Below are 21,250 nucleotides of genomic sequence, written 5' to 3' on the forward strand. Positions count from 1 at the left end.
AATGAAAATGAATATGGACGTGGCTACATGAGTTGTATTCCCGTTTTTAGATGAGATGCTTGATTTGTTTTCGTTCAACTTTAAGCAAAAAATAAAGAAATGCGCCTCCATTCGCATGGTCGACGCATTTCTATTAGCGTAAATTATTATAGGTTCCTAACAACTGCATCTGAATTGCTTCCTGCAAGATGTTTTGATCGTCCTCTTGTTCATGAACCTCCGCAATCCGGTGGCCCATCCGTTCAATCAATCCGACGACGAGTGCGTTCCCCATCGTGAAGTAACGTTTGCGATCGGTCATCGTCTCCGTCCATCCATAAGGGAATCCGTTTAGCCCCTCACACTCCTCAGGGCGCAAGTAACGAAGCTTCTTCGTCTGTGGGTCCTCGATGACATGGCTCGAACGGTTGCAAGTCCCTTCGCTCGTCAACATCGTTCGTCCAGGAAGGTCGAGCGAGTCCGGATAAGACATGCCACCTTCAGCATAGATGTAGACGTGCCCGCTCGCCGAGGTCCGCTCGATCTTCTTCGGTCCTTTCAAGTAAGCAAGCTCTTCCTGCTCATTCCGACCCGATTTTTTAATCGTCTCGGTGTCCAAATAATACTGTTCCGGTGCAGGCCCGAACTGTTCATAGACCTCTTTTACGACTTCTCCGAGCGTTTTAGGCGTCTCTCGTTTCGGTAGCGTCTCAAGCGTCGTCACTCTACCACCGGTCATAATTCCCGCGTTGCGATATGTTGCCGAGAACGTATCGGAAATCTCGACGATATCTTCCGGCAGTTGGAAATCTGCTCCCGGATGCTTCTCGCTCGTCAGTTCGTGCACATGGAAAGCAGGTGCAAAGAATCCTGACTCGAGTAACCATTCTTCCGGGTTCGCTTTCCTTGCTCGTTCCGAGTGATTCAAATCTTCCCGTGTAGCGAAGATGAAGATGCGGCGACGACGTTGCGCGAATCCATAATCGGCCGCATTGATGACGCGCCACTCGACCGTATAACCTTGGTCAGCGAAAGCCCGAAGCATGACACTGAAGTCACGACCACGTTGTTTGGCCGGAGATTTCATGAGTCGATCCACGTTCTCCAATAGAACATAAGGCGGTTTCTCCTGCTCGATGATGTTCATGATTTCCCAGAACAGGACGCCTTTCTTCCCTTGGAGTCCTTGCTCGTTCTTCAAGCTGCGCGACACGCTATAGTCCTGGCACGGGAAGCCACCGACCAACAGATGGTGTGGGCCGGCCTCCATCCAAGACAAGGCGATATCCTCGTTCATATGCATGCCTCGTCCTTTGAAACGTTCGGCGTAGCAATCGAAGGCCGGTTGACTCTTCGTCGCCGGTTCCCATTGATTGCCCCAAACCACATCGAATTTGTCAGATGTAGGCTCGGCATTCACGTCTTTAATCCCTTCAAGTGCGATGCGGAAACCTCCTACACCGGCAAATAACTCAACTACTTTAATCAATGGGAACACCCTTTCGTATTTTCTATCTTAAATTTACTCTATTTTTTATATTTACTCAATGGAATTAGTGTATCACGAACGGTGAAATCGATCAACCGATACGCTATAATGGTTATAAATGTAAATTTCAGGAGGTCTTTTTTTTGCGCTACGAAACGATACAAGAGCTTATGGATAAAGCGAGAGAGGCCGAGGGGAAGACTTTCGGCGAAATCGACACGACCGGACGCATCAAGAACGTTCGGTCGAAAGGCGCCCTCGGACATATCATCGAGGAGAGCCACTTCGGATACCCAATCAACTCGGATGCACGGCCTGACTTCGAAGAGCTCGGTATCGAGTTGAAGGTCACACCTTTCAAGAAAAATAAGAATGGTACATATTCATCAAAAGAACGGCTTGTTTTGAACATGATTGATTATCATAACGAGCACGGATATTCGTTCGAGACGTCGAGCTTCCTATCGAAAGCAACGAGCATGCTCATCATGCTTTATCAATACGAGTCAGATATTCCGATTGACGACTACCGTATCTATAAGGCGTTCTTGAACGAGTTCTCCGAAGAAGATTTAGATGTGATGCGACAGGACTGGGAGACGATTGTCGCAAAAATCAAACGTGGAGAGGCCCATTTAATTTCCGAGGCAGATACGATGTACTTGTCAGCCTGCACGAAAGGGGCGAACGGCTCGGTCGTCCGTAGCCAACCGTTCTCAGAACAACCCGCAAAACCGCGAGCCTTCTCGCTCAAGGCATCCTATATGTCTGGACTAGTCCGGCAGTACCTGACCCCGGAGCTGATGGAATCGATCGCCTCACATGGTGAGCTGAAAGAGATGTCCCTCGAGCAGCTCCTCGAGGCCCGACTATCCCCTCATTACGGGAAGACAGTGCTCGAACTATGTGAAGAAACCGGCATCCGGTATAACCCAGGAAACAAGGCGATGATCCCAAGAGTGATGGCTCGACTATTAGGCGTGAGAGGAACCGACCTATCTAGTATTGAAGAGTTTGCGAAAGCCGGAATAAAGTTCAAGACGGTCGGTCGTGAGCCCAACAGATCTATACGAGAACATATGTCGTTCGGGAAGGTCGATTTCGATGACTTGCATCGAGATGAGTGGGAAGAGTCCGCCCTGTACGACACGTTCGCTGAACAGAAGTATCTTCTCCTCGTCTTCCGATACGATGAAGAGTACGTGTCTAAACAAAAACGTATCCCTCGATTTGAAGGGATACGCTTATGGAACATGCCGCTCGAGACCGTTGATAGAGAATTGAAGTCGATGTGGCTCGAGACAAAAAATATCGTTCAAGCAGGAGTTCAGTTGACGCCAATGAAACGAGGCGTCAAAAACAATCTTCCCGGTCCAAAATTCAATCGTGTGGCACACGTCCGCTCAAAAGCTCTCAATGGAAAAGATAAAGTTAGACTCCCAGATGGTCAATGGATCACAAAACAATCATTTTGGTTGGATAGAAACTATATCCAGCAGATTCTGGACGCTTAACATGAGTATTCCCCTCCCTCAAGTGGAATCTTCTTAATAGAAGGAGGTGGGGGGAATGGCCAGAAACGTACCGAAGGCTTCGAGTCCAGCCGTCTTCAAGACGATGAGCGGGAACCGTGGCAAGGACACGAAGATGGAAGTGAAAGTCCGGAAGGCACTTTGGGCTGCTGGATATCGATACCGAAAGAACAATCGGAAGCTTTATGGGACACCTGACATCTCATTCCCCGGCCTACACGTCGTCGTCTTTCTGGACTCTTGTTATTGGCATGGCTGTCCCCTTCACTTCAAACTGCCGAAGACGAACACCGAATTCTGGCGCCAAAAGATTGGACGTAACATCGAGCGAGATGCTGACGTCACACGACATTATGTAGAAGAAGGTTGGATTATCCTCCGGTTTTGGGAGCACCAGGTCAATGAAGATTTTGATCACGTGATATATACCATCACTCATTTCGTCGATATGGCCAAAAACAATCGACATAGACGAAGTGGTTGATGCTTCAAACGCATCAGTCTAAATCCTCGTCAAACAATGGTTCATCATAGGTCTCTGTCGCATCATCGACAATCAGGTTCGTGTAGAATTCCTCTACACGGCCTCTTTTTTCGCCATTTTCGTTCAAGTACTCAACAATCCTAAACGTCTCAGGCGCCTCGAGTCCGATGATGACGATCGGTACAGTTAGTTGCGTGTTCAATGGCTTCAAATGGTGGACGTATTTCTCAAACGTCCCGATGGCGTTGTCGAAATTCCCTGCACGCTGAAGTCGCTGCGTCGCGCAGATGATCACGCCAATCCTTGTTTGGATTGCTTTTTCTACATGGTTCAGCTCGCTTGCAATGACCGGTTTCAACAGATTCCAGGCAATCGTACCCGAATGGTTGAATCCGACCTCTAGCGAAATATTGTCTTTGGCAAAATCGAGGCGCCACACATTCTCGGAATAGTCACGGTCTTGAAATATCGGACTCTCACTCGCCCATCCCCTTTTTAAAAACTCTGATTTGAACAGCTCATTCAAGGCCTTGGATAGACTTTTGTTCTTGCTCGCGTACTTCTCCTCGAATTTCTTGATGATTGCATCATCACTGATCGACTGGATGATGTCATGAATTTCTGACCAGATTTCAGTGAATGCCGCATCATTTTTTAGAATGGTTTCTCCAAATCGATGTGAATGGATTCTATATTTCAATTGATTCACTCTTCTCTGTTAGTAATTGATAATGATATGCCTCATGGCGAGAATGAGATGCTTCTCTTCATTCAAATCGAACTCTCGACCCTGATAATAACTTTATCAGGATACATGATTGAAAACAAAAGCACATTTGATTTGTAATCGCTTTCTTTGCCTTTATCAAGCCTTTTTTCCATTTAACGTTGATAGATCAACCTTTTAGGCAGCATGCATACGTCTTGACAATTTCGCCTAGTTATATGAAATTAGTATTACATTATAATTATTCTAGTAGAGATACAATTCCGCTAGAGTAAAAACCCAAGGAGGACATACCCCATGTCATTAATCGGCAAAGAAATCTTACCATTCACAGCACAAGCGTTCCAAACAGGAGAATTCCTCGAAGTATCAGACAACAACCTTAAAGGTCAATGGAGCGTCGTTTGCTTCTACCCGGCTGACTTCACATTCGTCTGCCCGACTGAACTTGAAGACCTTCAAAACGAATACGCGACATTGAAAGACCTCGGCGTCGAAGTCTACTCAGTGTCTACAGACACACACTTCACACATAAAGCTTGGCACGAAACGTCAGAGAAAATCGGCAAGATCGAATACATCATGATCGGCGACCCGTCACACACGATCTCACGCAACTTTGACGTCTTGAACGAAGAAGATGGCCTTGCTGACCGCGGTACGTTCATCATCGACCCAGACGGCGTCATCCAAACTGTTGAAATCAACGCAGGCGGCATCGGCCGTGACGCGAGCACGCTCGTAAACAAAGTCAAAGCAGCACAATACGTCCGCAACAACCCAGGCGAAGTTTGCCCAGCGAAATGGGAAGAAGGCTCAGCGACACTTCGTCCAAGCCTCGATCTCGTTGGCAAGTTGTAAGGAGCGGATTCCATGTTAGAAGCAGATATTAAACAACAACTAGATCAATACTTGCAGCTCATGGAGGGCGACGTCGTCCTCCGTGTGAGCGCTGGTGATGACGCGGTCTCTAAAGAGATGCTCGAACTCGTCAACGAGCTCGCAAGCATGTCGTCACGTATCTCCGTCGAAAACGTCACGCTCGAACGCACACCGAGCTTCAGCGTGAACCGTCCGTCTGAAGAGACGGGCATCGTCTTCGCCGGAATCCCGCTCGGTCATGAGTTCACGTCACTCGTCCTCGCGTTGCTCCAAGTGAGCGGCCGAGCGCCGAAAGTCGACGCAGATGCGATCAAGCAAATCCAAAACATCGAAGGCACGTACCACTTCGAGTCGTACATCAGCCTCAGCTGCCATAACTGTCCGGACGTCGTCCAAGCACTTAACGTCATGAGCGTGCTCAACCCGAACATCTCACACACGATGATCGACGGCGGCGCGTTCAAGGCAGAAGTCGAAGCGAAAGAAATCATGGCCGTCCCGACCGTCTTCTTGAACGGAGAAGCGTTCGGTAACGGACGGATGTCACTCGAAGAGATCTTGGCGAAACTCGGCACAGGTCCTGACGCTTCGGCGTTCGAAGACAAAGAGGCGTATGACGTCCTCGTCATCGGTGGTGGTCCGGCTGGTGCAAGCGCGGCCGTTTACGCGGCTCGTAAAGGCATCCGTACCGGCATCGTCGCTGAACGCTTCGGTGGTCAAGTGATGGACACGATGGGCATCGAGAACTTCATCGGCACGTCGTACACGGAAGGTCCAAAACTCGTCGCGAGCTTAGAGGAACACGTGAAAGCATATGGCGTCGACGTCATGAATCTTCAACGCGCGAAGCGCCTTGAGAAGAAAGACCTCGTCGAAGTCGAACTTGAAAACGGCGCGATTCTGAAGAGTAAGAGTGTAATCTTGTCGACAGGGGCACGCTGGCGCAACGTCAACGTCCCAGGCGAAGCCGAGTTTAAAAACAAAGGTGTCGCCTACTGCCCACACTGTGACGGTCCACTCTTCGAAGGCAAGCGTGTCGCGGTCATCGGCGGCGGTAACTCTGGCGTCGAGGCGGCAATCGACCTCGCCGGCCTCGTCAAGCACGTCACGGTACTCGAGTTCGCACCTGAACTGAAGGCCGACCAAGTACTTCAAAACCGTCTTCACAGTCTACCGAACGTGACCGTCGTCACGAACGCCCAGACGACTGAAATCACAGGTACGGACAAAGTGAACGGGATCTCGTACATGTCTCGTGAGACGAACGAAACGCATCACGTCGAACTTGAAGGCGTCTTCGTCCAGATCGGCCTCGTCCCGAACACGGACTGGCTCGATACGGTCGAACGCAACAACTTCGGAGAGGTTATCGTCGACCATCATGGTTCGACGAACATCTCAGGCGTGTTCGCTGCAGGCGACTGCACGAACAGTGCCTACAAACAGATCATCATCTCGATGGGCTCTGGTGCGACAGCCGCACTCGGTGCTTTCGATTACATGATCCGCAACTAACGAAAAACTCGTCCTCCACGTGGGGACGAGTTTTTTTTATAGTTCAAACGACTTCCCAGTATCCGGGATGAACAGGATCGACTCCCCCGTTTCCGTTTCAAATACATAAGCGACAGTTGGGGTGAACGGATTCCATTCGTCCCCGTTCGTTCGCACACTTTCCGTATAAGTGACACTCCCGTACGTTGTGAACAGTTCTTGTTCCGCGGCAGCGACCGAGTAAGTCGGAATCGAAAGTACGATTGTAGCGCCGACTAAAAACACACTCACAAATGCGGACCATACTTTACGTCTCGGATACGTGAGCTTCACTAAAATCAATATCGAAATCATCCAACCGATCGGCACACCAAAGCTTTATCTCAATCATCTCACTCATGTTATCCCAAAAAAATGAATGCATTCAAAACCGCTCGGCAACGCACGAGCGGTTTCAACAAATTAATTATGCAACAACGGACACGTTCCGCAACATGAGGAACGATCACGATTTTGTTTCAAGTACGCCAAGCAACAATGTTTGCGCACATAATAGCTCTCAGTTCCATTATCGATTAGCTTGAACGTCATATTCAACGGATTCGCGCTTTTCACTCCGTCATCAATCAGCGTATGCAGGTTCTGACGATATTCGTCTGCATGTTCAGGCTCTGATTGCTCCATCTGTAAATCGATTTGAAATAGATTATGTGAAATCAGGCTATACATGTGAGACAATTTTGCTTTTGTTTCGTCTGAAACTTTTGTTAGCAAAGGAGTAAGGTGACTAGTAAGCCAGCGAACCCAGGCTTCGTTCGTGTCGTGTCCGTTTTGAGACGAAAACACGTCATATTTATGAATAACAAATTCCATACAACCATCCTCGATGCACCGAATCCCGCCGCTATTAAGACGTGGAATTACTAGACAATCGAATCGGTTGAATGCGTCGAGTAACCCCATGAACAAAACCGAATAGCGTTTGGCAAACAGTGTCCCTGCCACGACCGGATGACAGTTTTCCATTTGCTCTTGTTGATGCCGTAGAAGGGAAGAGACCACACTTGCATCCGTCAGCAACTCATTGTAAGCAAAGTCTGGTGATGACGTCGAATCGATTACAATTCCATATTCGTCTTTTAAATAGCGATGCATTTCATCAGTCATCATGACTCCTCCTTTCTGTGCGGCTTATTTCAGTAGATGTCCTTCAAGTTGATCCATGATCAAATTTCGTCCTTTAGGTCCCCAGGCCATGTATACCCAATAGTCGTCAGGATGAACTTGATTTTTTTGCACGGCCGGGACGGATTGCCAAAGGTTACTGTTTTTAATCTCTTCCATGTGAGCTTTCCCGTTATTGTCGACTTGGAAAAATAAATGGTCAGCGTCAATTTCAGGCACTTTTTCGAAAGATAATTCACTCGATCCGCCATCCGCTGGTACCATGTTCGCGGCATTTAATTTCAGATTCTCATACATCAACGTGTTCAACGGATGATCTGTTTTCGCATAAATGTTAAGACCTCGATCTTTCGGGCGCACGCGAAGGAATGCAACTTTTTCATCCCCTAGTTCAGTTTCAAATTGCGCAGATAACTCTTCCGCACGATCATTTGTCTGTTGGATGATATTTTCCGCTTCTGTTTCTTTACCGAACACTTCTGCTACTTTCAAAAAGTTCGTCTCCCACTCTTTCGGGTCCACGTCTCCCTCTTCCGAACCAATCAATATGGTCGGCGCAATCGCGTTCAATTGGTCATAAGATTCTTTCAACCAGACATCCCCGATGATAACGTCTGGTTCTGTCGCCATAATCGCTTCAAAATTCCCTTGATATGGGTCACCGACACGCTGGGCATCTTTCAAATCTTCTTGTAGATAAGGCAAGACCCCATCGCCAATTTGCTCAAAACCATTCGTGACACCGACCGGCGTAATGCCGAGTGACAACAAATAATCTTCCCATCCAGGGACAAGAACGACTACCTTCTCAACATCTGATGAAAGTTCTGTCGTCCCTCCGGCATGTTCAATCGTTCGTTTTTCAGTCGTCGCTGTTTTCGTCTCAGTCTCTGACTGGGCACATCCAACACCGATCACTAAAAGGAGTGCCGCCATTGTGGCAAGCCATAAATGTTTCATATCTCATCCTGCTTTCTGTTTATATTTTTTTAGCGAGCAAATGTAAAAAGTAAGGGGCTCCGATGATTGCGATAATAATTCCCGCCGGTATCTCACTAGGCTGTAAAATAAGGCGTCCGATTGTGTCAGCTGTCAAAACGAGCAGTGCTCCCACTAGACCTGAAATCGGAATAACATACCGATGCTTTGTCCCGATCAGTTGCTTCGTCAAGTGAGGTGCGATCAAACCGACAAAGCTAATGCCGCCACCGACGGCCACACAAGCGCTAGCAACCGCTACCGCAATCCAGCTCAACCACAGCCGGGTCTGTTCCACTTTCACCCCTAAGCCGACAGCCATGTCTTCTTTAAACGTCAACACATCTAAATAGCGGCTGCGGTACATTAAGAGCCCTCCACCGATCAAGAGCCAAGGGAGCAGTGAAGCAACTTTTTCCCAAGAAGCACCCCAAATACTGCCGGCCAACCAAAGTTTTGTGAATTGGTACTGAAAAGGATTCAACGCAAGTGTCAATACGATCATTAACGCACTCATCCCAGACGCCACACCGATTCCAACTAGAATTAACCGAATCGGCGGTGTTCCTTCGTTCCGATTGTAAGCTAACACATAAATGATGAAGGCGGTTAGCACCCCACCGATTAGCGCGACCACCGGTAAGCTGACCGCTTGAATCCACTCGTTTGAAGTGGTCGGCAACAAAGTGACGAATAATACGACGAATAGCCCTGCCCCGCCATTGATGCCTAATATACCTGGTTCAGCTAAGCTGTTTCGCATCGTCGCTTGTAAAGTAGCCCCTGAAATAGCAAGTCCGAAGCCGATGAATGAAGCCAAGAAAATTCGCGGCAACCTCAAATCGAACAAGATCATTGTCTGTTGACTTGTCCCTTGACCGAAGAGGGTGTCTAACACTTCTTGTGGAGTAAGGGATATGAACCCTGAATTGATGCTATACAGTGCAACTATCCACCAACTCACAATGAGCATACCGGTCCAAACAATATATGGCTTTCTCATAGTTCACGCCTCGCTTTTCGCGCGATGTGTAGGAAGAACGGGACCCCAATCAAAGCTAAAATTGCACCCACTGGGATTTCATAAGGGGGATTGATGGTTCGGGCCAACAGGTCAGAGATAAGCAATAACAAAGCACCGTATACAGCAGAACATGGAATGATATATCGATAGTCAACCCCGACAATCCCACGAACCATATGAGGAACTACTAAACCGATAAAGCCGATCGGACCGACCATCGAGACCGAGGCACCAGCTAACAGTAGGACGACTAAAGCTAGCATAAATTTTGATTTCCTAACGTCTTCTCCTAGACCAATCGCCACATCTTCACCAAGACTTAACGTCGTAACTTTGCGACTGAATAGAACCGCAAACATCAACATGGCGACAATCCATGGTGCCACGACTTTTAATTGTTCGAACGAAACGCCGATGAGTCCTCCGGCATACCAAAACGCCACATCTTGCGACACTTTAAAATAGATGGTGACTGCTTCACTTAAAGCAAAAAATAAAGCCGAGACTGCCGAACCAGCCAACACGAGACGCAGTGCGGTAACTTGACCGTATAAGCTCGTCACACCGAACGTTAAGCCCATACTTATTACAGCTCCGATGAACGTAATAAACATTAACAGCGTAAACGAGATGTTCGGGAAAAATACGAATGAAATCGCCAATGCGAATGCAGCGCCTGCGTTAATCCCAAGAATACCCGGATCCGCTAAGCTATTTCGTGTCACTCCTTGCATGATGGCTCCAGCTACGGCAAAGGATGCTCCAACGAGTATAGCCGCAAACACTCTTGGCAAACGCAAATCCCAAATCACAACGTGTTGGGCATTAGATGAATCATAATGAAAAATGGCGTCTTGAATAGCAGAGATAGGGATCGTGGCTGCCCCGACTGTAATTGAGTAACTTGACACAATCACGATTGAACATAAGCCAAAAAGTATCCAATACGTAAATTTAATTAAATTTGATTTTGCTTGAATGAGTCGCACGTCAATTCCTTTCCGCTTCTTTTCATAGATAATGATAATCATTATCAACATATGTATTATTCTCTACCTGCCCCCATCAGTCAAGGCTATTTTTATAAAAATAGTCAGGCTGCTGACGAACGAAGTCGCCGGAAGGATGAGCGAATCTGCTTGTGTTAGTCAACAAGCTGAAAAAAACTCGTCCTCCGCGTGAGGACGAGTTTTTTTATAGTTCAAACGACTTCCCTGAGTCCGGAATGAACAGGATCGACTCCCCCGTCTCCGTTTCAAATACATACGCGACAGTTGGGACGAACGGATTCCATTCGTCCCCGTTCGTTCGCACACTTTCCGTATAAGTGACGCTCCCGTACGTTGTGAACAGTTCTTGTTCCGCGGCAGCGACCGAGTAAGTCGGAATCGAAAGTACGATTGTAGCGCCGACTAAAAACACACTCACAAATGCGGACCATACTTTACGTCTCGGATACGTGAGCTTCACTAAAATCAATATCGAAATCATCCAACCGATCGGCACACCAAATGTCGCCGCACCTCCGTACCACGCGTCATTCACGTAAAGTAAAGTCACCGTCACTGCCAAACCGAGCGCCCACCACCATTTCATCCCAATCACCTCACTCCAATTATCCCAAAAACAGGAAAATAGGCAACTGAATTCCGGTTTCCTAATACTTTTATTCATAATTGTTGTACATCACACTATAGTGTATAATATACAGTATAAAAAGAATCGAAGGAGGCAAAGAGATGTCTGATGTAAAAGCCTCATTGATGACCGAGTTACGACGAGGCACCTTGACGATTGCAGTCTTGAGTCAACTGAAGACACCACAGTACGGGTATTCACTCGTTCAGGCGCTTCTCGATGCCGATGTCAGCATCGATCAAAGCACGCTCTATCCGCTCTTAAGGCGGCTTGAAAAGCAAGGGCTCGTGACAAGCTCGTGGGATACGACTGAGAGCCGGCCTCGCAAATATTACGTCCTCAGCGCAGAGGGAACGGATATGTTGCAGGAGTTGTATGCAGAATGGAATAAGATGTCGCTCACATTAAACCGTTTGATAGAAGGAGGAAACGACCATGAACCTTCGTGATGTGTATATTGCAGAAGTGACGTCTCGAATCCCTGAGTCGATGCGAGAAGATGTTGCGCTTGAACTCGAGTCCACGATTGATGATATGACGGGAGACGACCCGTCCGAGAAAGCTCTCTTGGAGGCCCTCCGTCAGTTAGGTGACCCGAGCATACTGGCCGCACGGTATGCCAATCGCCCGCTCCATTTAATTGGTCCAGCCCTATTCCCAGGCTATGTGAGTATTTTGAAGACCGTCTTGCCAATTGCTATCACACTCTCGATTATTCTCGCAACTATCGCTTATCTTGCTGATGCGAATGTTGAATCATCATGGGTACAATTCATCATCCAAGGACTGGTTCAAATCAGCTCTGCAATCTTCGAAGTCGTGATTCAGACTTTCTTCTGGATTACGCTTGTCTTCTTTATCATCGAGCGGGCTTCCCCAGAAGGAGATGTCCCTTTATCGAAATGGTCACCAGAAAAATTAAAGAACGTAAAACCACGTACAAAGTTCATCCCCCTCAGTTCAATCGTATTTGATTTTGTTATGGTCGTTGTCTTGCTGATGCTCTATGTGAACACTGATCAATGGATCCGCTTATCAATTGACGGAGAGACATTCCCCCTCATTAACCCAGAAATATTGGATCGATTTTTCCCGTTCGTAATTGCGCTAGCCGTCTTTGACATCGGAATTGGAGTTTATAAGTGGATTGTGCGCTATTGGACGAAACCGCTCGCCCTATGGAATGTGGCCTTGAACGTTCTATGGATTGGAGTGACGGCACTGATTCTGCTGCAACCAGAGCTCATTTCATCGGAAGCTCTCGCTCTCCTAGCCGAACGAACCAGCGTCGCTCTCACGACACTCACACAATGGGGTGTATGGAGCATAGTGCTGACTGTCGTCGTCGTCTGTCTCATCGATTTGATTGAAGGATGTTATAAAGCGTTTCGTCCTTAATTGAAATACTCATCTCGCATTCAAACGTTTCATTCCCCAGGAAAGTGGAATAGCCGAGAAGAGAACGTATTTCCACGGAGGAGGCATTTTATGAACATTCCGACCATCAAACTACACGACGGTTACGAGATTCCAGCTATCGGACTCGGCACCGTCTTCTTACGAGGCGAGACCGGTGTCGACGCCATCACGAGCGCGATCCGTAACGGTTATCGTCTCATCGACTCAGCGATTCGCTACGACAACGAAGGCGCGCTCGGGGAAGCAGTCCGCCAGTCCGGTATCCCGCGTGAGCAGTTATTTTTGACGTCGAAACTGCGTGGTCAATATTTCGATTATGATGAGGCCCTCAATATGATTCAAGAGTCGCTCTACCGGGCCAACCTCGACTATTGGGACTTATTTTTACTCCACTGGCCGAACCCGAAGCAAGATAAATACGTCGAGGCATGGCGCGCGCTCATCCAAGCGAAAAAGAACGGATGGATCCGCTCAATCGGCGTCTCGAACTTTATGCCCGAGCATCTCGACCGCTTAATCGAAGAGACGGGTGAGACACCAGTCATCAACCAAATCGAGCTCCATCCCTACTTCTCCCAAGTCGAGCAACGTCAAGCCGACAAAGAGCGTGGCATCATCACCGAGGCGTGGAGTCCGCTCAGCCGGGCCCGGACCGTCATCCATGACGAGACGATCACCGAGCTCGCCAACCAAAAAGGTAAGACGGTGTCGCAAGTCATCCTGCGTTGGCACATCCAGCTTGGCGTCATCCCGCTCCCGCGTTCGTCGAGTGAGCTGCACCAACAAGAAAATCTCAACGTCTTCAACTTCGAGTTGACCGAGGACGAGATGGAGACCATCAATGCGTTGACGAAACCGGATGGCCGCATCGACAACCAAGACCCGAGAGAATACGAAGAATTCTAAAAAAAAATGAGCCGCATGGGCTCATTTTTTTTCGTTAAAACGCCGGGATCGCCGTTTCGTCGTAATTCTCTTCTAAGAACGCACGGACTTCGTCGCTCGTGAGCGCTTCACCGAGTTTCTGGATTGCTTCGTCGTCCTTGTTGTCTTCACGGGCGACGAGCGTGATGGCGAAGTCGTTCTCGACCCCTTCCGTCAAGAGCGCGTCGCTCTTCGGTGTCAGGTTGAGCGGTGCCGCGTACGCCGGCGTCATGAGGACCGCGTCGACGTCGTCATAGGCACGCGCGAGCATGAGAAGGTCGACTTCTTCAAACTTGAGGTTTTTCGGGTTGTCCGTGATGTCCGCTTGCGTGTAATACGAACCGGTCTTCTCCCCAAGTTTGATCACGTCGTGTTGTGCGAGGAGCGAGAGTGAGCGGTCGATGTTCGAGACGTCGTTCGCGATCGCGATCGTCGCACCTTCTGGGATGTCGTCGATGTTGTCGTACTCTTTCGAGTAGACGCCGTAGTTGGCGAAATAGATCGGTTCGATCGGGACGAGGTTGGCGTCATTGCTGCGGTTGAACTCTTCCATGTACGGGACGTGCTGGAAGAAGTTCGCATCGACTTCTTTCGCCGCGAGCGCCGTGTTCGGTTGCACGTTGTCGCCGAGGACGACGATTTCGAGTTCGATATTGTCTTCCGCGAGCTGGTCTTTCGCAATCTCGAGCATGTCGGTCATCGGTGGGATGAGCGAGGCGACTTTGAGCGTCTGCGGCTCGTTCGTCGGTGCTTCCGTCGGTGTTTCGTTGTCAGTTCCACACGCCGCGAGGACGAGTGTGAGTGAGGCGAAGAGTGCCATTAATTTTTTCATTGATTTTCCTTCTTTCTGTAGGTGATTAGCGTTTATCGATGACCCGGGCCACCGTCGTACCGGTGAACTGAATCAGCTGGACGAAGACGAGCATGATGAAGATCATGTACAGCATCAGCTCCGTCTTGAACTGTTGATAGCCGTAGCGGATGGCGAAGTCGCCGATGCCGCCGCCCCCGACCACCCCCATGATGGTCGAGTACGAGATGAAGCTGATGATCGACGTCGTCAGCCCGAGGACGAGTCCGGACCGGGCCTCGACGTATAAGAATTTGAAGATGACGTCTTTGATCGACGCCCCCATCGATACGGCCGCCTCGACGACGCCGCGTGGGACGTCTAGGAGCGACTGCTCGACGAGACGAGAGTAGTGGGCGATGGCGATGATCGCGAGTGGCACGGTCGCTGCCGCCGTCCCGAGCGCCGTTCCGATGATGAGCCGCGTAAATGGAATCAAAAACACGACGAGGAGCAGGAACGGGAACGAGCGGACGATGTTGACGACCAAGTTGAGCACCGAGAAGACGGCCCGATTCTCGAGCAACTGCCCTTTCCGGGACAAGTAGAGCCACGTCCCGAGCGGTAAGCCGACGAGGACGGCGGCGAGGATCGAAACGCCGACCATGATGAACGTCTCACCGATCGAGCGCCAAATCTCGGTCTGATATTGAACGAGCACGTCAGGCATACGGCTCACCCGCCTTTCGCAACTCATTGACGAACCAGGCCGGATTATTGTCGATTTCCGGGACACCACGCGGGACGAGATCGAGCGTCTCATACACCGAGCCGTCCGCCATGACGGTCACGCGGTCACACACTTGCTTGATGACGTCCATCTCGTGGGTGACGATGACGATCGTGACACCGAGCGCCTCGTTGATCGACTTCAGCACGCCGAGGATCTCGGCCGTCGTGTTCGGGTCGAGCGACGAAGTCGGCTCGTCACACAACAAGACGTGCGGTTCGTTCGCGAGCGCCCGGGCGATGGCGACGCGTTGCTTTTGCCCGCCACTCAGCTGGGCCGGGTACTTGTCCTTGAACGACTCGAGCCCGACGAAGCGGAGGCATTCGAGCACCCGTTCCTCGTGCTGCGCTTTTGGTCGCCCGGCCAGTTTGAGCGGGGCGACCACGTTGTCATATACCGTCTTGTTGCCGACGAGGTTGAACTGTTGAAAGATCATCCCGATGACGTGTCGCTGTTCGCGGAGTTGCCGGCTCGATAGACTCGTCAGTTCGTTCCCATCGACCGTGACCGTCCCTGCGTCCGGCGTCTCGAGCAAGTTCATCAGGCGCAGCAGCGTCGACTTGCCGGCACCGCTCGCACCGATGATACCGTATACCTCGCCTCGTTCAATCTGAAGCGAGACGTCACGGACCGCCTCGTCACGACCAAACTGTTTGCTTACATTCGTTAACGTGATCATAGACCGTCCCTTTCTTTCATACTGGAAAAGTGGAATGATAACCGTTCTCCATTTTAGCGAACTAAAGGACGATTGTCAGTTGAGGCGGCTCGTCATAATGGTTCGGTCTGAGCTTGAAGTACGTTTTACTTCACTTTCCGCCTTCTAGACACTTATAATAAAATTAATAAATACCATAGGGGGTATATGAATGACTACCGAAATATTATTGACCTTCGCTGTCTTGGCGCTAGCGATCGTCTTATTCGTCACCGATAAACTCCGGACCGACCTCGTCGCCGTCTTGATCATGGTCATCTTGCCATGGACCGGGGTCATCACGGCTAATGAGGCATTTTCTGGATTCGCGTCAAACGCTGTCATTTCTGTCATCGGGGTTATGTTGATCGGTTACGGTGTCGAACGTTCCGGCATCATGACCGTCGTCGCAGAATTTATCACGAAACGAGTCGGGGTCAAAGAAAAGAACGTCATGGCAACGACATCGACAACCGTAGGACTCATCTCGGCGTTCATGCAAAACATCGGTGCGGCCGCCTTATTTTTACCGGCCTTGAAGCGGATCAGTAAAAATGCCAACATCCCGGCTTCCAAGCTGATCATGCCGATGGGGTTTGCCGCCATTCTCGGGGGCACACTGACGATGGTCGCTTCGGGCCCGCTCATCATCTTGAACGACTTGTTGACCGAGTCCGGGTTTGACGCTTTAAACTTGTTCGCTGTCACACCAATCGGTCTCGTTTTGCTCGCGACCGGCATCCTCTACTTCTACTTCGCGGGCGGCCTCGTCTTGCCGAAAGCGTCCGGGGAAACGCAGACGACGAGTGCTTCTTTCATGGAAGAAACGCATCAATTGACGACCGACATCCATGAGCTCGACGTCAACGCTCGCCTTGCCGGACAAACGATTGAACAACTCGATATTTGGTCGACGTATGGGATCAACATTCTCGCACTTCGCGAAGGTGAGAGCCACGTCTATGGCCCTTGGCGCAAGACTCGCCTCGCCATCGGGCAGACGCTCGCCATCCTCGGAACGGACGAGGCGATCAATCGCTTCGCGGCCGATTATGAACTGACCATCAAACCTGAACTTGAATACTTCGCTTCGCTTGAAAATGAAGACGAGAGCGGGTTCGCTGAGATCATCATCCCGCCGACGTCGCCGTTCATCGGGAAGACGCTCCGCGATATTGGCTTCAGGAAAAATTTCCGACTTGAGCCGCTTGCCATCGTCGGAAGCGACGGTACGCAGACAAAACTGGAAAACGTCCCGTTCGAAGCCGGCATGCAACTCGTCGTCTACGGCAGCTGGAAAGATTTGATCAATTTGCGGAACGGTCGCGAAGTCGCGATTTTAAGCGATGTGAAAGCACCCGAACTCACTCCGCAGCAGAACAAGAAAAAACCAGCCTTGTTTTCAATCATCGTCGCCCTCGGTCTCGTCTTTCTCGGTTTTCCACTGTCGCTCAGCTTCTTTACGGGAGCTCTGCTGATGATTTTACTCGGTGTCATCCCGAAAGATGAGATTTACCCAGCCATTGACTGGAAGACCGTGTTCTTACTAGCCGGGCTCATCCCGCTCGGTATAGCCTTTGAAAAGAGTGGCGCTGCCGCTTATACGGCGGATGCCATCGTCAATCTCGTTGGCGGGTGGAGCACGCTCGCAATTCTATTCATCATCGGGATCATCACGATGTTCTTCTCACTCTTCATGTCAAACGTGGCAGCGACCGTCTTGCTCGTCCCGCTCGTTCTGATGATGGCCGATACGTTCAACATCGATCCGATCGGTCTTGCGCTACTTGTCGCGGTATCAGCTTCGAACTCGTTCATTTTACCGACCCATCAAGTCAACGCCTTCATCATGGGACCGGGTGGTTACCGCAACGCGGACTATATGAAGGCCGGAGGAGTCATGAGCCTCCTCTTCCTTGTTGTCTCGGTTATGATGATTTACGTATTATATATGTAACATTCAAAAAGGCAGAAAGCGCAATCACGCTTTCTGCCTTTTGTGCATTTAAATCGGGTGCCGCTTGAAATGGTCGGCGATATGAGACCGCATCGCATCACGGTTCTCAGCGAAGATACGATGTCGGTGTCCGTTTCCGCCTGACGGATGCGGAAACCCGCTCACGACACGTTCTGGTGCGATGAGCCCTCGGGCGACGAGCGTCTCGACGGCCCGACGCACGTTGACACCCATCGGTAAAATGAGCGCATCTTCGAGGACGGCCATCTCGTCGGCGAAACTGCCCTCGACGTATGAACGGAACAGCTCCGTTCTTAACATGTCCGGACTCGAACCGTTATAGTTCTTTCCTTTATAAAAAACCGGATAAGGCAACACAGCGGTGTTCTGCACGAGATGGTTCGCCTCACCGAACAAGTCGAGCGTCGACTCGATCTGGAGATGGTGATGCAAGTCCAAGTCGTCGAGCATAGTCACCAAGTTCTTGCGGATCGGCCCTGAGAAGCTGCCGCGCTGTTTGACGGCCTGGAGCGCTGCTTCATCCGAAGCGTCAGCCAAGTCGCGGATCGCCTCGAACGACTGTCGCATTTGATAGAGACCCGGCGTGATGCCAGCAATGACGACTTTAGCGTTCGGATTGATGTATTCGAACGGGGCATAATAAATGGTCAATTGCTTCTTCGGGTCTTCCTCAAGAAGGAACGTCTCGCTCTTCAACGTCGCTTCGTCCATGTCAGGAAGCTCAATGATTTTCTGTTTATAGGCTTGAAACAGGTCGGTTCGTGTCGGCACGATTCATCCTCCTTTCGTGTTCTGTCTTATCCTGTTCCCCAAAATCATTATGTGAAAAAAGTTCATGAAAGCGACAAGACTTCGCCTTTAGTTAAGCGTTTTCATTCCCTTTTTTATGCTATTCTTTTCTTGTCAGTTTGGTAATTACATATCTTTAATTACCTATAATTAGGATGGGGAGCGTGGGATAAAGTGAAAGCAGTCGTAGTCAATTCATCTAACAAAGCGAATATCGAAGTGGTTGAAAAGGAGTTGCGCCCACTAAATTCTGGAGAGGCGCTTGTCGACGTCGAGTATTGTGGCGTATGTCACACAGACCTACACGTTGCCGCGGGAGATTTCGGTGATGTCCAAGGCCGCGTACTCGGACACGAAGGCATCGGGATCGTTTCAAAAATTGCTGACGACGTAACGAGTTTGAAAGTCGGAGACCGCGTCAGTATCGCCTGGATGTATCATGCCTGCGGGCGTTGTGAGTACTGTACGACTGGACGCGAAACGTTCTGCCGCCACGTACAAAACGCTGGATATAGCGTTGATGGCGGGATGGCCGAGCAAAGTATCGTAATGGCCGATTTCACTGTCAAAGTACCAGACGGACTCGATCCGGCACAAGCTTCGAGTATCACGTGTGCCGGTGTCACGACGTATAAAGCCATTAAAGTGGCTGATGTGAAGCCAGGTCAAATCGTTGTCATCTACGGATGCGGTGGTCTTGGTAACCTGGCAATTCAGTACGCCAAACACGTGTTCAATGCGTACGTCGTCGCAGTCGACATCAATGACGACAAACTCAAACTCGCTAAAGACAGCGGCGCCGATATGATCATCAATCCAGTGACAGAGGGCGCTGCGGACAAAATCATCCAAGAGCAACTCGGGGGCGCACATGCAGCGGTCGTCACGGCCGTTTCAAAAGTAGCCTTCAACTCTGCGGTCGACGCTGTAAGAGCGTGTGGAAAAGTTGTCGCGGTCGGACTTCCGTCTGAAACAATGGATTTGAATATCCCACGTCTCGTCCTCGATGGCATCGAAGTCGTCGGATCACTCGTCGGTACACGTAAAGACTTAGAAGAGGCTTTCCAGTTCGGGGCCGAAGGAAAAGTCGTACCGGTCGTCCAGAAACGTTGCCTCCACGAAGTCCAAGATATTTTCGAAGAGATGGAACAAGGTAAAATTCAAGGACGAATGGTCATCGATTTCAAAAATAAAGAATGCCAGTAAAAAAACGAGGCCATTTGGTCTCGTTTTTTTACTGGCGTCTAAACCGGGTCATCGTATGACATGATCATCTGTTCAGTTGAACTTGAGATACTAGCGCATTGACGCGCCCTATCCGCTTTTGTATAGTTAGGAACGACAAAACAGAATAGGAGTGACCAATTTGACTCCATACGAACAACTTACGCCAACGCACCTTTTGGATTTGCTCGGTGAGCGCCACGATCAAATCCGACGCATTAGCGAACGGGCATGGAACGAACAACATGATATTTACATCTCCAACTCGGAATGGTACATCCTCGCCCGCATCTACCGAAAGAATCCGACCATCTCCGAAGTGACACGGAACGTCCATGTGTCACGCCAGGCGATCCATAAACTGATCAAGAACTTGAAGACAAAAGAGCTCGTCACGGTGACCGACCACCCGACGAGCCGAAAAGACAAATGCATTCAGCTGACCGACCTCGGTATCCGCTGTTATGAACAAAACGAGGCGCTAAAAGCCGATCTCGAACAAAAAATTGCCACGACACTTGGCGACGATGCGTTTAATCAATTGCAGACGTTGCTCCAAACCGACTGGAAACTGTGATCTCTTCTCATCATAAGAAGAGGTTTTTTCCGTCTGTGCGGCCTTCAATGTCAACCGGGTTGACAATTTACATCAATTACCTCTATAATGGATATTAGGAAGAGGTGATCGATTTGTTCAAAATTGATGATTTAATCATCTATTCGACCCACGGAGTTTGTCGCATTGACGAAATTTCCGATATGACGGTCGCAGGTGAGACGAAGTCGTACTATACGCTCCATCCAATCAACAACGCGCAGAAGCTACAGATCAGTATTCCGGTCGATAGTGACAAAGTCATGATGTTGACACTCTTGGAAGCTAAAGAAGCAAAAGAGATCCTCGAATCGTTCCGCTCTCCTGGTGTCGAATGGAATCCCCATCCGAATAACCGGAACCGCGAATTCTTGCATGTCGTTCATTCGGGCAACCGTCACGATATCGCTCAAGTCATCAACACGCTTGCTCGGAGACAAACCGAAGCAGTTTCGTTGAACAAAAAGTTATATGAACAGGATCGTAAGATTTTAGAAAACGCTAAAACGATTCTTGTGAAAGAACTTTCACTCGCGCTTCATTTGTCGGAAGAAGTCATCGATCAACAGATTGCCGCTTATTTGAGCGCTGAACCTGTTGCCGCCACTTGATTGGACCCTTCTATATGAAGC

General features: G+C 49.6%; 23 protein-coding genes. 11 read left to right on the forward strand and 12 right to left on the reverse strand.

Going from position 1 to position 21,250, the window contains the following annotated elements; translation table 11 throughout:
• Window positions 1-133: 133 nt before the first annotated feature.
• Entirely contained in the window at window positions 134-1,468 is a 1,335-nt protein-coding gene (dcm, locus tag EVJ24_RS10710) for a DNA (cytosine-5-)-methyltransferase (RefSeq protein WP_131441304.1), read from the reverse strand.
• A gap of 143 nt (window positions 1,469-1,611) precedes the next feature.
• On the opposite strand from dcm, the gene EVJ24_RS10715 reads away from it, so the two are divergent.
• Together EVJ24_RS10715 and EVJ24_RS10720 are read left to right on the forward strand one after the other, a co-directional pair.
• Window positions 1,612-2,982 carry a Sau3AI family type II restriction endonuclease gene (locus EVJ24_RS10715; protein ID WP_131441305.1) on the forward strand — a complete coding sequence of 457 codons (1,371 nt, stop codon included), beginning with the start codon at window positions 1,612-1,614 and terminating at the stop codon, window positions 2,980-2,982.
• 55 nt (window positions 2,983-3,037) lie between these two features.
• Entirely contained in the window at window positions 3,038-3,484 is a 447-nt protein-coding gene (locus EVJ24_RS10720; protein WP_131441306.1) for a very short patch repair endonuclease, read from the forward strand.
• A gap of 13 nt (window positions 3,485-3,497) precedes the next feature.
• Here EVJ24_RS10720 and EVJ24_RS10725 read toward each other — a convergent pair whose 3' ends face one another.
• Window positions 3,498-4,184: a BglII/BstYI family type II restriction endonuclease gene (locus EVJ24_RS10725; protein WP_131441307.1), complete on the reverse strand. Its 687-nt coding sequence runs from the start codon at window positions 4,182-4,184 to the stop codon at window positions 3,498-3,500.
• Between the two features lie 324 nt (window positions 4,185-4,508).
• Here EVJ24_RS10725 and ahpC point away from each other — a divergent pair, with 324 nt between their 5' ends.
• Both ahpC and ahpF read left to right on the forward strand, forming a co-directional pair.
• Window positions 4,509-5,072 carry an alkyl hydroperoxide reductase subunit C gene (ahpC, locus tag EVJ24_RS10730; RefSeq protein WP_016510347.1) on the forward strand — a complete coding sequence of 188 codons (564 nt, stop codon included), beginning with the start codon at window positions 4,509-4,511 and terminating at the stop codon, window positions 5,070-5,072.
• 12 nt (window positions 5,073-5,084) lie between these two features.
• Window positions 5,085-6,608, forward strand: a complete 1,524-nt coding sequence (ahpF, locus tag EVJ24_RS10735) for an alkyl hydroperoxide reductase subunit F (protein WP_131441308.1) — start codon at window positions 5,085-5,087, stop codon at window positions 6,606-6,608.
• Window positions 6,609-6,644: 36 nt separating this feature from the next.
• Here the strand turns inward: ahpF and EVJ24_RS10740 are convergent, their stop codons facing one another.
• The 6 genes from EVJ24_RS10740 to EVJ24_RS10765 form a co-directional block, all read right to left on the reverse strand.
• On the reverse strand, window positions 6,645-6,941 hold the full coding sequence (locus EVJ24_RS10740; RefSeq protein ID WP_131441309.1) for a hypothetical protein: 297 nt from the start codon (window positions 6,939-6,941) through the stop codon (window positions 6,645-6,647).
• A gap of 108 nt (window positions 6,942-7,049) precedes the next feature.
• Window positions 7,050-7,754: a hypothetical protein gene (locus EVJ24_RS10745; protein WP_035386810.1), complete on the reverse strand. Its 705-nt coding sequence runs from the start codon at window positions 7,752-7,754 to the stop codon at window positions 7,050-7,052.
• A gap of 24 nt (window positions 7,755-7,778) precedes the next feature.
• On the reverse strand, window positions 7,779-8,732 hold the full coding sequence (locus EVJ24_RS10750; RefSeq protein ID WP_131441310.1) for an ABC transporter substrate-binding protein: 954 nt from the start codon (window positions 8,730-8,732) through the stop codon (window positions 7,779-7,781).
• A gap of 19 nt (window positions 8,733-8,751) precedes the next feature.
• On the reverse strand, window positions 8,752-9,753 hold the full coding sequence (locus EVJ24_RS10755) for a FecCD family ABC transporter permease (protein WP_131441311.1): 1,002 nt from the start codon (window positions 9,751-9,753) through the stop codon (window positions 8,752-8,754).
• Window positions 9,750-10,814 (reverse strand): FecCD family ABC transporter permease, encoded by a 1,065-nt coding sequence (locus tag EVJ24_RS10760; RefSeq protein WP_016510900.1) that lies wholly within the window; start codon window positions 10,812-10,814, stop codon window positions 9,750-9,752. Before EVJ24_RS10760 ends, EVJ24_RS10755 begins: the two co-directional genes overlap by 4 nt.
• A 154-nt stretch (window positions 10,815-10,968) precedes the next feature.
• A complete protein-coding gene (locus EVJ24_RS10765; protein ID WP_131441313.1) occupies window positions 10,969-11,370 on the reverse strand; it encodes a hypothetical protein in 402 nt (133 codons plus the stop codon).
• 143 nt (window positions 11,371-11,513) lie between these two features.
• On the opposite strand from EVJ24_RS10765, the gene EVJ24_RS10770 reads away from it, so the two are divergent.
• The 3 genes from EVJ24_RS10770 to EVJ24_RS10780 all read left to right on the forward strand — a co-directional run bounded on the left by EVJ24_RS10770 (window position 11,514) and on the right by EVJ24_RS10780 (window position 13,737).
• Window positions 11,514-11,861 (forward strand): PadR family transcriptional regulator, encoded by a 348-nt coding sequence (locus EVJ24_RS10770; protein ID WP_035386661.1) that lies wholly within the window; start codon window positions 11,514-11,516, stop codon window positions 11,859-11,861.
• Complete coding sequence (locus tag EVJ24_RS10775; protein WP_131441314.1) at window positions 11,848-12,810, forward strand: HAAS signaling domain-containing protein; 963 nt, start codon at window positions 11,848-11,850, stop codon at window positions 12,808-12,810. The genes EVJ24_RS10770 and EVJ24_RS10775 overlap by 14 nt, the downstream gene beginning before the upstream one ends.
• A gap of 90 nt (window positions 12,811-12,900) precedes the next feature.
• On the forward strand, window positions 12,901-13,737 hold the full coding sequence (locus tag EVJ24_RS10780; RefSeq protein WP_131441315.1) for an aldo/keto reductase: 837 nt from the start codon (window positions 12,901-12,903) through the stop codon (window positions 13,735-13,737).
• A 34-nt stretch (window positions 13,738-13,771) separates the two neighbouring features.
• Here the strand turns inward: EVJ24_RS10780 and EVJ24_RS10785 are convergent, their stop codons facing one another.
• From EVJ24_RS10785 to EVJ24_RS10795, 3 genes are read right to left on the reverse strand one after another with little or no spacing between them, the layout of a single operon-like run.
• Window positions 13,772-14,587: a MetQ/NlpA family ABC transporter substrate-binding protein gene (locus EVJ24_RS10785; RefSeq protein ID WP_131441316.1), complete on the reverse strand. Its 816-nt coding sequence runs from the start codon at window positions 14,585-14,587 to the stop codon at window positions 13,772-13,774.
• A 25-nt stretch (window positions 14,588-14,612) separates the two neighbouring features.
• Window positions 14,613-15,275: a methionine ABC transporter permease gene (locus EVJ24_RS10790; protein WP_071398721.1), complete on the reverse strand. Its 663-nt coding sequence runs from the start codon at window positions 15,273-15,275 to the stop codon at window positions 14,613-14,615.
• On the reverse strand, window positions 15,268-16,014 hold the full coding sequence (locus EVJ24_RS10795; protein ID WP_131441317.1) for a methionine ABC transporter ATP-binding protein: 747 nt from the start codon (window positions 16,012-16,014) through the stop codon (window positions 15,268-15,270). The genes EVJ24_RS10790 and EVJ24_RS10795 overlap by 8 nt, the downstream gene beginning before the upstream one ends.
• A 190-nt stretch (window positions 16,015-16,204) precedes the next feature.
• Here EVJ24_RS10795 and EVJ24_RS10800 point away from each other — a divergent pair, with 190 nt between their 5' ends.
• Window positions 16,205-17,989, forward strand: a complete 1,785-nt coding sequence (locus EVJ24_RS10800) for an SLC13 family permease (RefSeq protein WP_131441318.1) — start codon at window positions 16,205-16,207, stop codon at window positions 17,987-17,989.
• Window positions 17,990-18,037: 48 nt separating this feature from the next.
• On the opposite strand, the gene EVJ24_RS10805 is transcribed toward EVJ24_RS10800, so the two are convergent.
• The gene (locus EVJ24_RS10805) at window positions 18,038-18,781 is read right to left on the reverse strand and encodes a hypothetical protein (protein WP_131441319.1); all 744 of its coding nucleotides are present in this window, start codon (window positions 18,779-18,781) and stop codon (window positions 18,038-18,040) included.
• 192 nt (window positions 18,782-18,973) lie between these two features.
• On the opposite strand from EVJ24_RS10805, the gene adhP reads away from it, so the two are divergent.
• From adhP to EVJ24_RS10820, 3 genes are all read left to right on the forward strand, one after another.
• Entirely contained in the window at window positions 18,974-20,005 is a 1,032-nt protein-coding gene (gene adhP, locus EVJ24_RS10810) for an alcohol dehydrogenase AdhP (RefSeq protein ID WP_070328005.1), read from the forward strand.
• 160 nt (window positions 20,006-20,165) lie between these two features.
• The gene (locus EVJ24_RS10815; protein WP_070328004.1) at window positions 20,166-20,600 is read left to right on the forward strand and encodes a MarR family winged helix-turn-helix transcriptional regulator; all 435 of its coding nucleotides are present in this window, start codon (window positions 20,166-20,168) and stop codon (window positions 20,598-20,600) included.
• Window positions 20,601-20,704: 104 nt separating this feature from the next.
• A complete protein-coding gene (locus EVJ24_RS10820; protein WP_016510581.1) occupies window positions 20,705-21,229 on the forward strand; it encodes a CarD family transcriptional regulator in 525 nt (174 codons plus the stop codon).
• Window positions 21,230-21,250: the final 21 nt, after the last annotated feature.

The organism is Exiguobacterium sp. SH1S21, from assembly GCF_004337175.1.
Lineage (GTDB): Bacteria > Bacillota > Bacilli > Exiguobacteriales > Exiguobacteriaceae > Exiguobacterium > Exiguobacterium aurantiacum_A.

What these genes read in the sequence shown, in the direction of transcription:
- EVJ24_RS10720 (WP_131441306.1), top strand. Translation starts at nt 3,038, where the DNA reads ATGGCCAGAAACGTACCGAAGGCTTCGAGTCCAGCCGTCTTCAAGACG.
- ahpC (WP_016510347.1), top strand. Translation starts at nt 4,509, where the DNA reads ATGTCATTAATCGGCAAAGAAATCTTACCATTCACAGCACAAGCGTTC.
- ahpF (WP_131441308.1), top strand. Translation starts at nt 5,085, where the DNA reads ATGTTAGAAGCAGATATTAAACAACAACTAGATCAATACTTGCAGCTC.
- EVJ24_RS10740 (WP_131441309.1), bottom strand. Translation starts at nt 6,941, where the DNA reads ATGATTTCGATATTGATTTTAGTGAAGCTCACGTATCCGAGACGTAAA.
- EVJ24_RS10745 (WP_035386810.1), bottom strand. Translation starts at nt 7,754, where the DNA reads ATGACTGATGAAATGCATCGCTATTTAAAAGACGAATATGGAATTGTA.
- EVJ24_RS10750 (WP_131441310.1), bottom strand. Translation starts at nt 8,732, where the DNA reads ATGAAACATTTATGGCTTGCCACAATGGCGGCACTCCTTTTAGTGATC.
- EVJ24_RS10755 (WP_131441311.1), bottom strand. Translation starts at nt 9,753, where the DNA reads ATGAGAAAGCCATATATTGTTTGGACCGGTATGCTCATTGTGAGTTGG.
- EVJ24_RS10760 (WP_016510900.1), bottom strand. Translation starts at nt 10,814, where the DNA reads ATGTTGATAATGATTATCATTATCTATGAAAAGAAGCGGAAAGGAATT.
- EVJ24_RS10765 (WP_131441313.1), bottom strand. Translation starts at nt 11,370, where the DNA reads ATGAAATGGTGGTGGGCGCTCGGTTTGGCAGTGACGGTGACTTTACTT.
- EVJ24_RS10770 (WP_035386661.1), top strand. Translation starts at nt 11,514, where the DNA reads ATGTCTGATGTAAAAGCCTCATTGATGACCGAGTTACGACGAGGCACC.
- EVJ24_RS10775 (WP_131441314.1), top strand. Translation starts at nt 11,848, where the DNA reads ATGAACCTTCGTGATGTGTATATTGCAGAAGTGACGTCTCGAATCCCT.
- EVJ24_RS10780 (WP_131441315.1), top strand. Translation starts at nt 12,901, where the DNA reads ATGAACATTCCGACCATCAAACTACACGACGGTTACGAGATTCCAGCT.
- EVJ24_RS10785 (WP_131441316.1), bottom strand. Translation starts at nt 14,587, where the DNA reads ATGAAAAAATTAATGGCACTCTTCGCCTCACTCACACTCGTCCTCGCG.
- EVJ24_RS10790 (WP_071398721.1), bottom strand. Translation starts at nt 15,275, where the DNA reads ATGCCTGACGTGCTCGTTCAATATCAGACCGAGATTTGGCGCTCGATC.
- EVJ24_RS10795 (WP_131441317.1), bottom strand. Translation starts at nt 16,014, where the DNA reads ATGATCACGTTAACGAATGTAAGCAAACAGTTTGGTCGTGACGAGGCG.
- EVJ24_RS10800 (WP_131441318.1), top strand. Translation starts at nt 16,205, where the DNA reads ATGACTACCGAAATATTATTGACCTTCGCTGTCTTGGCGCTAGCGATC.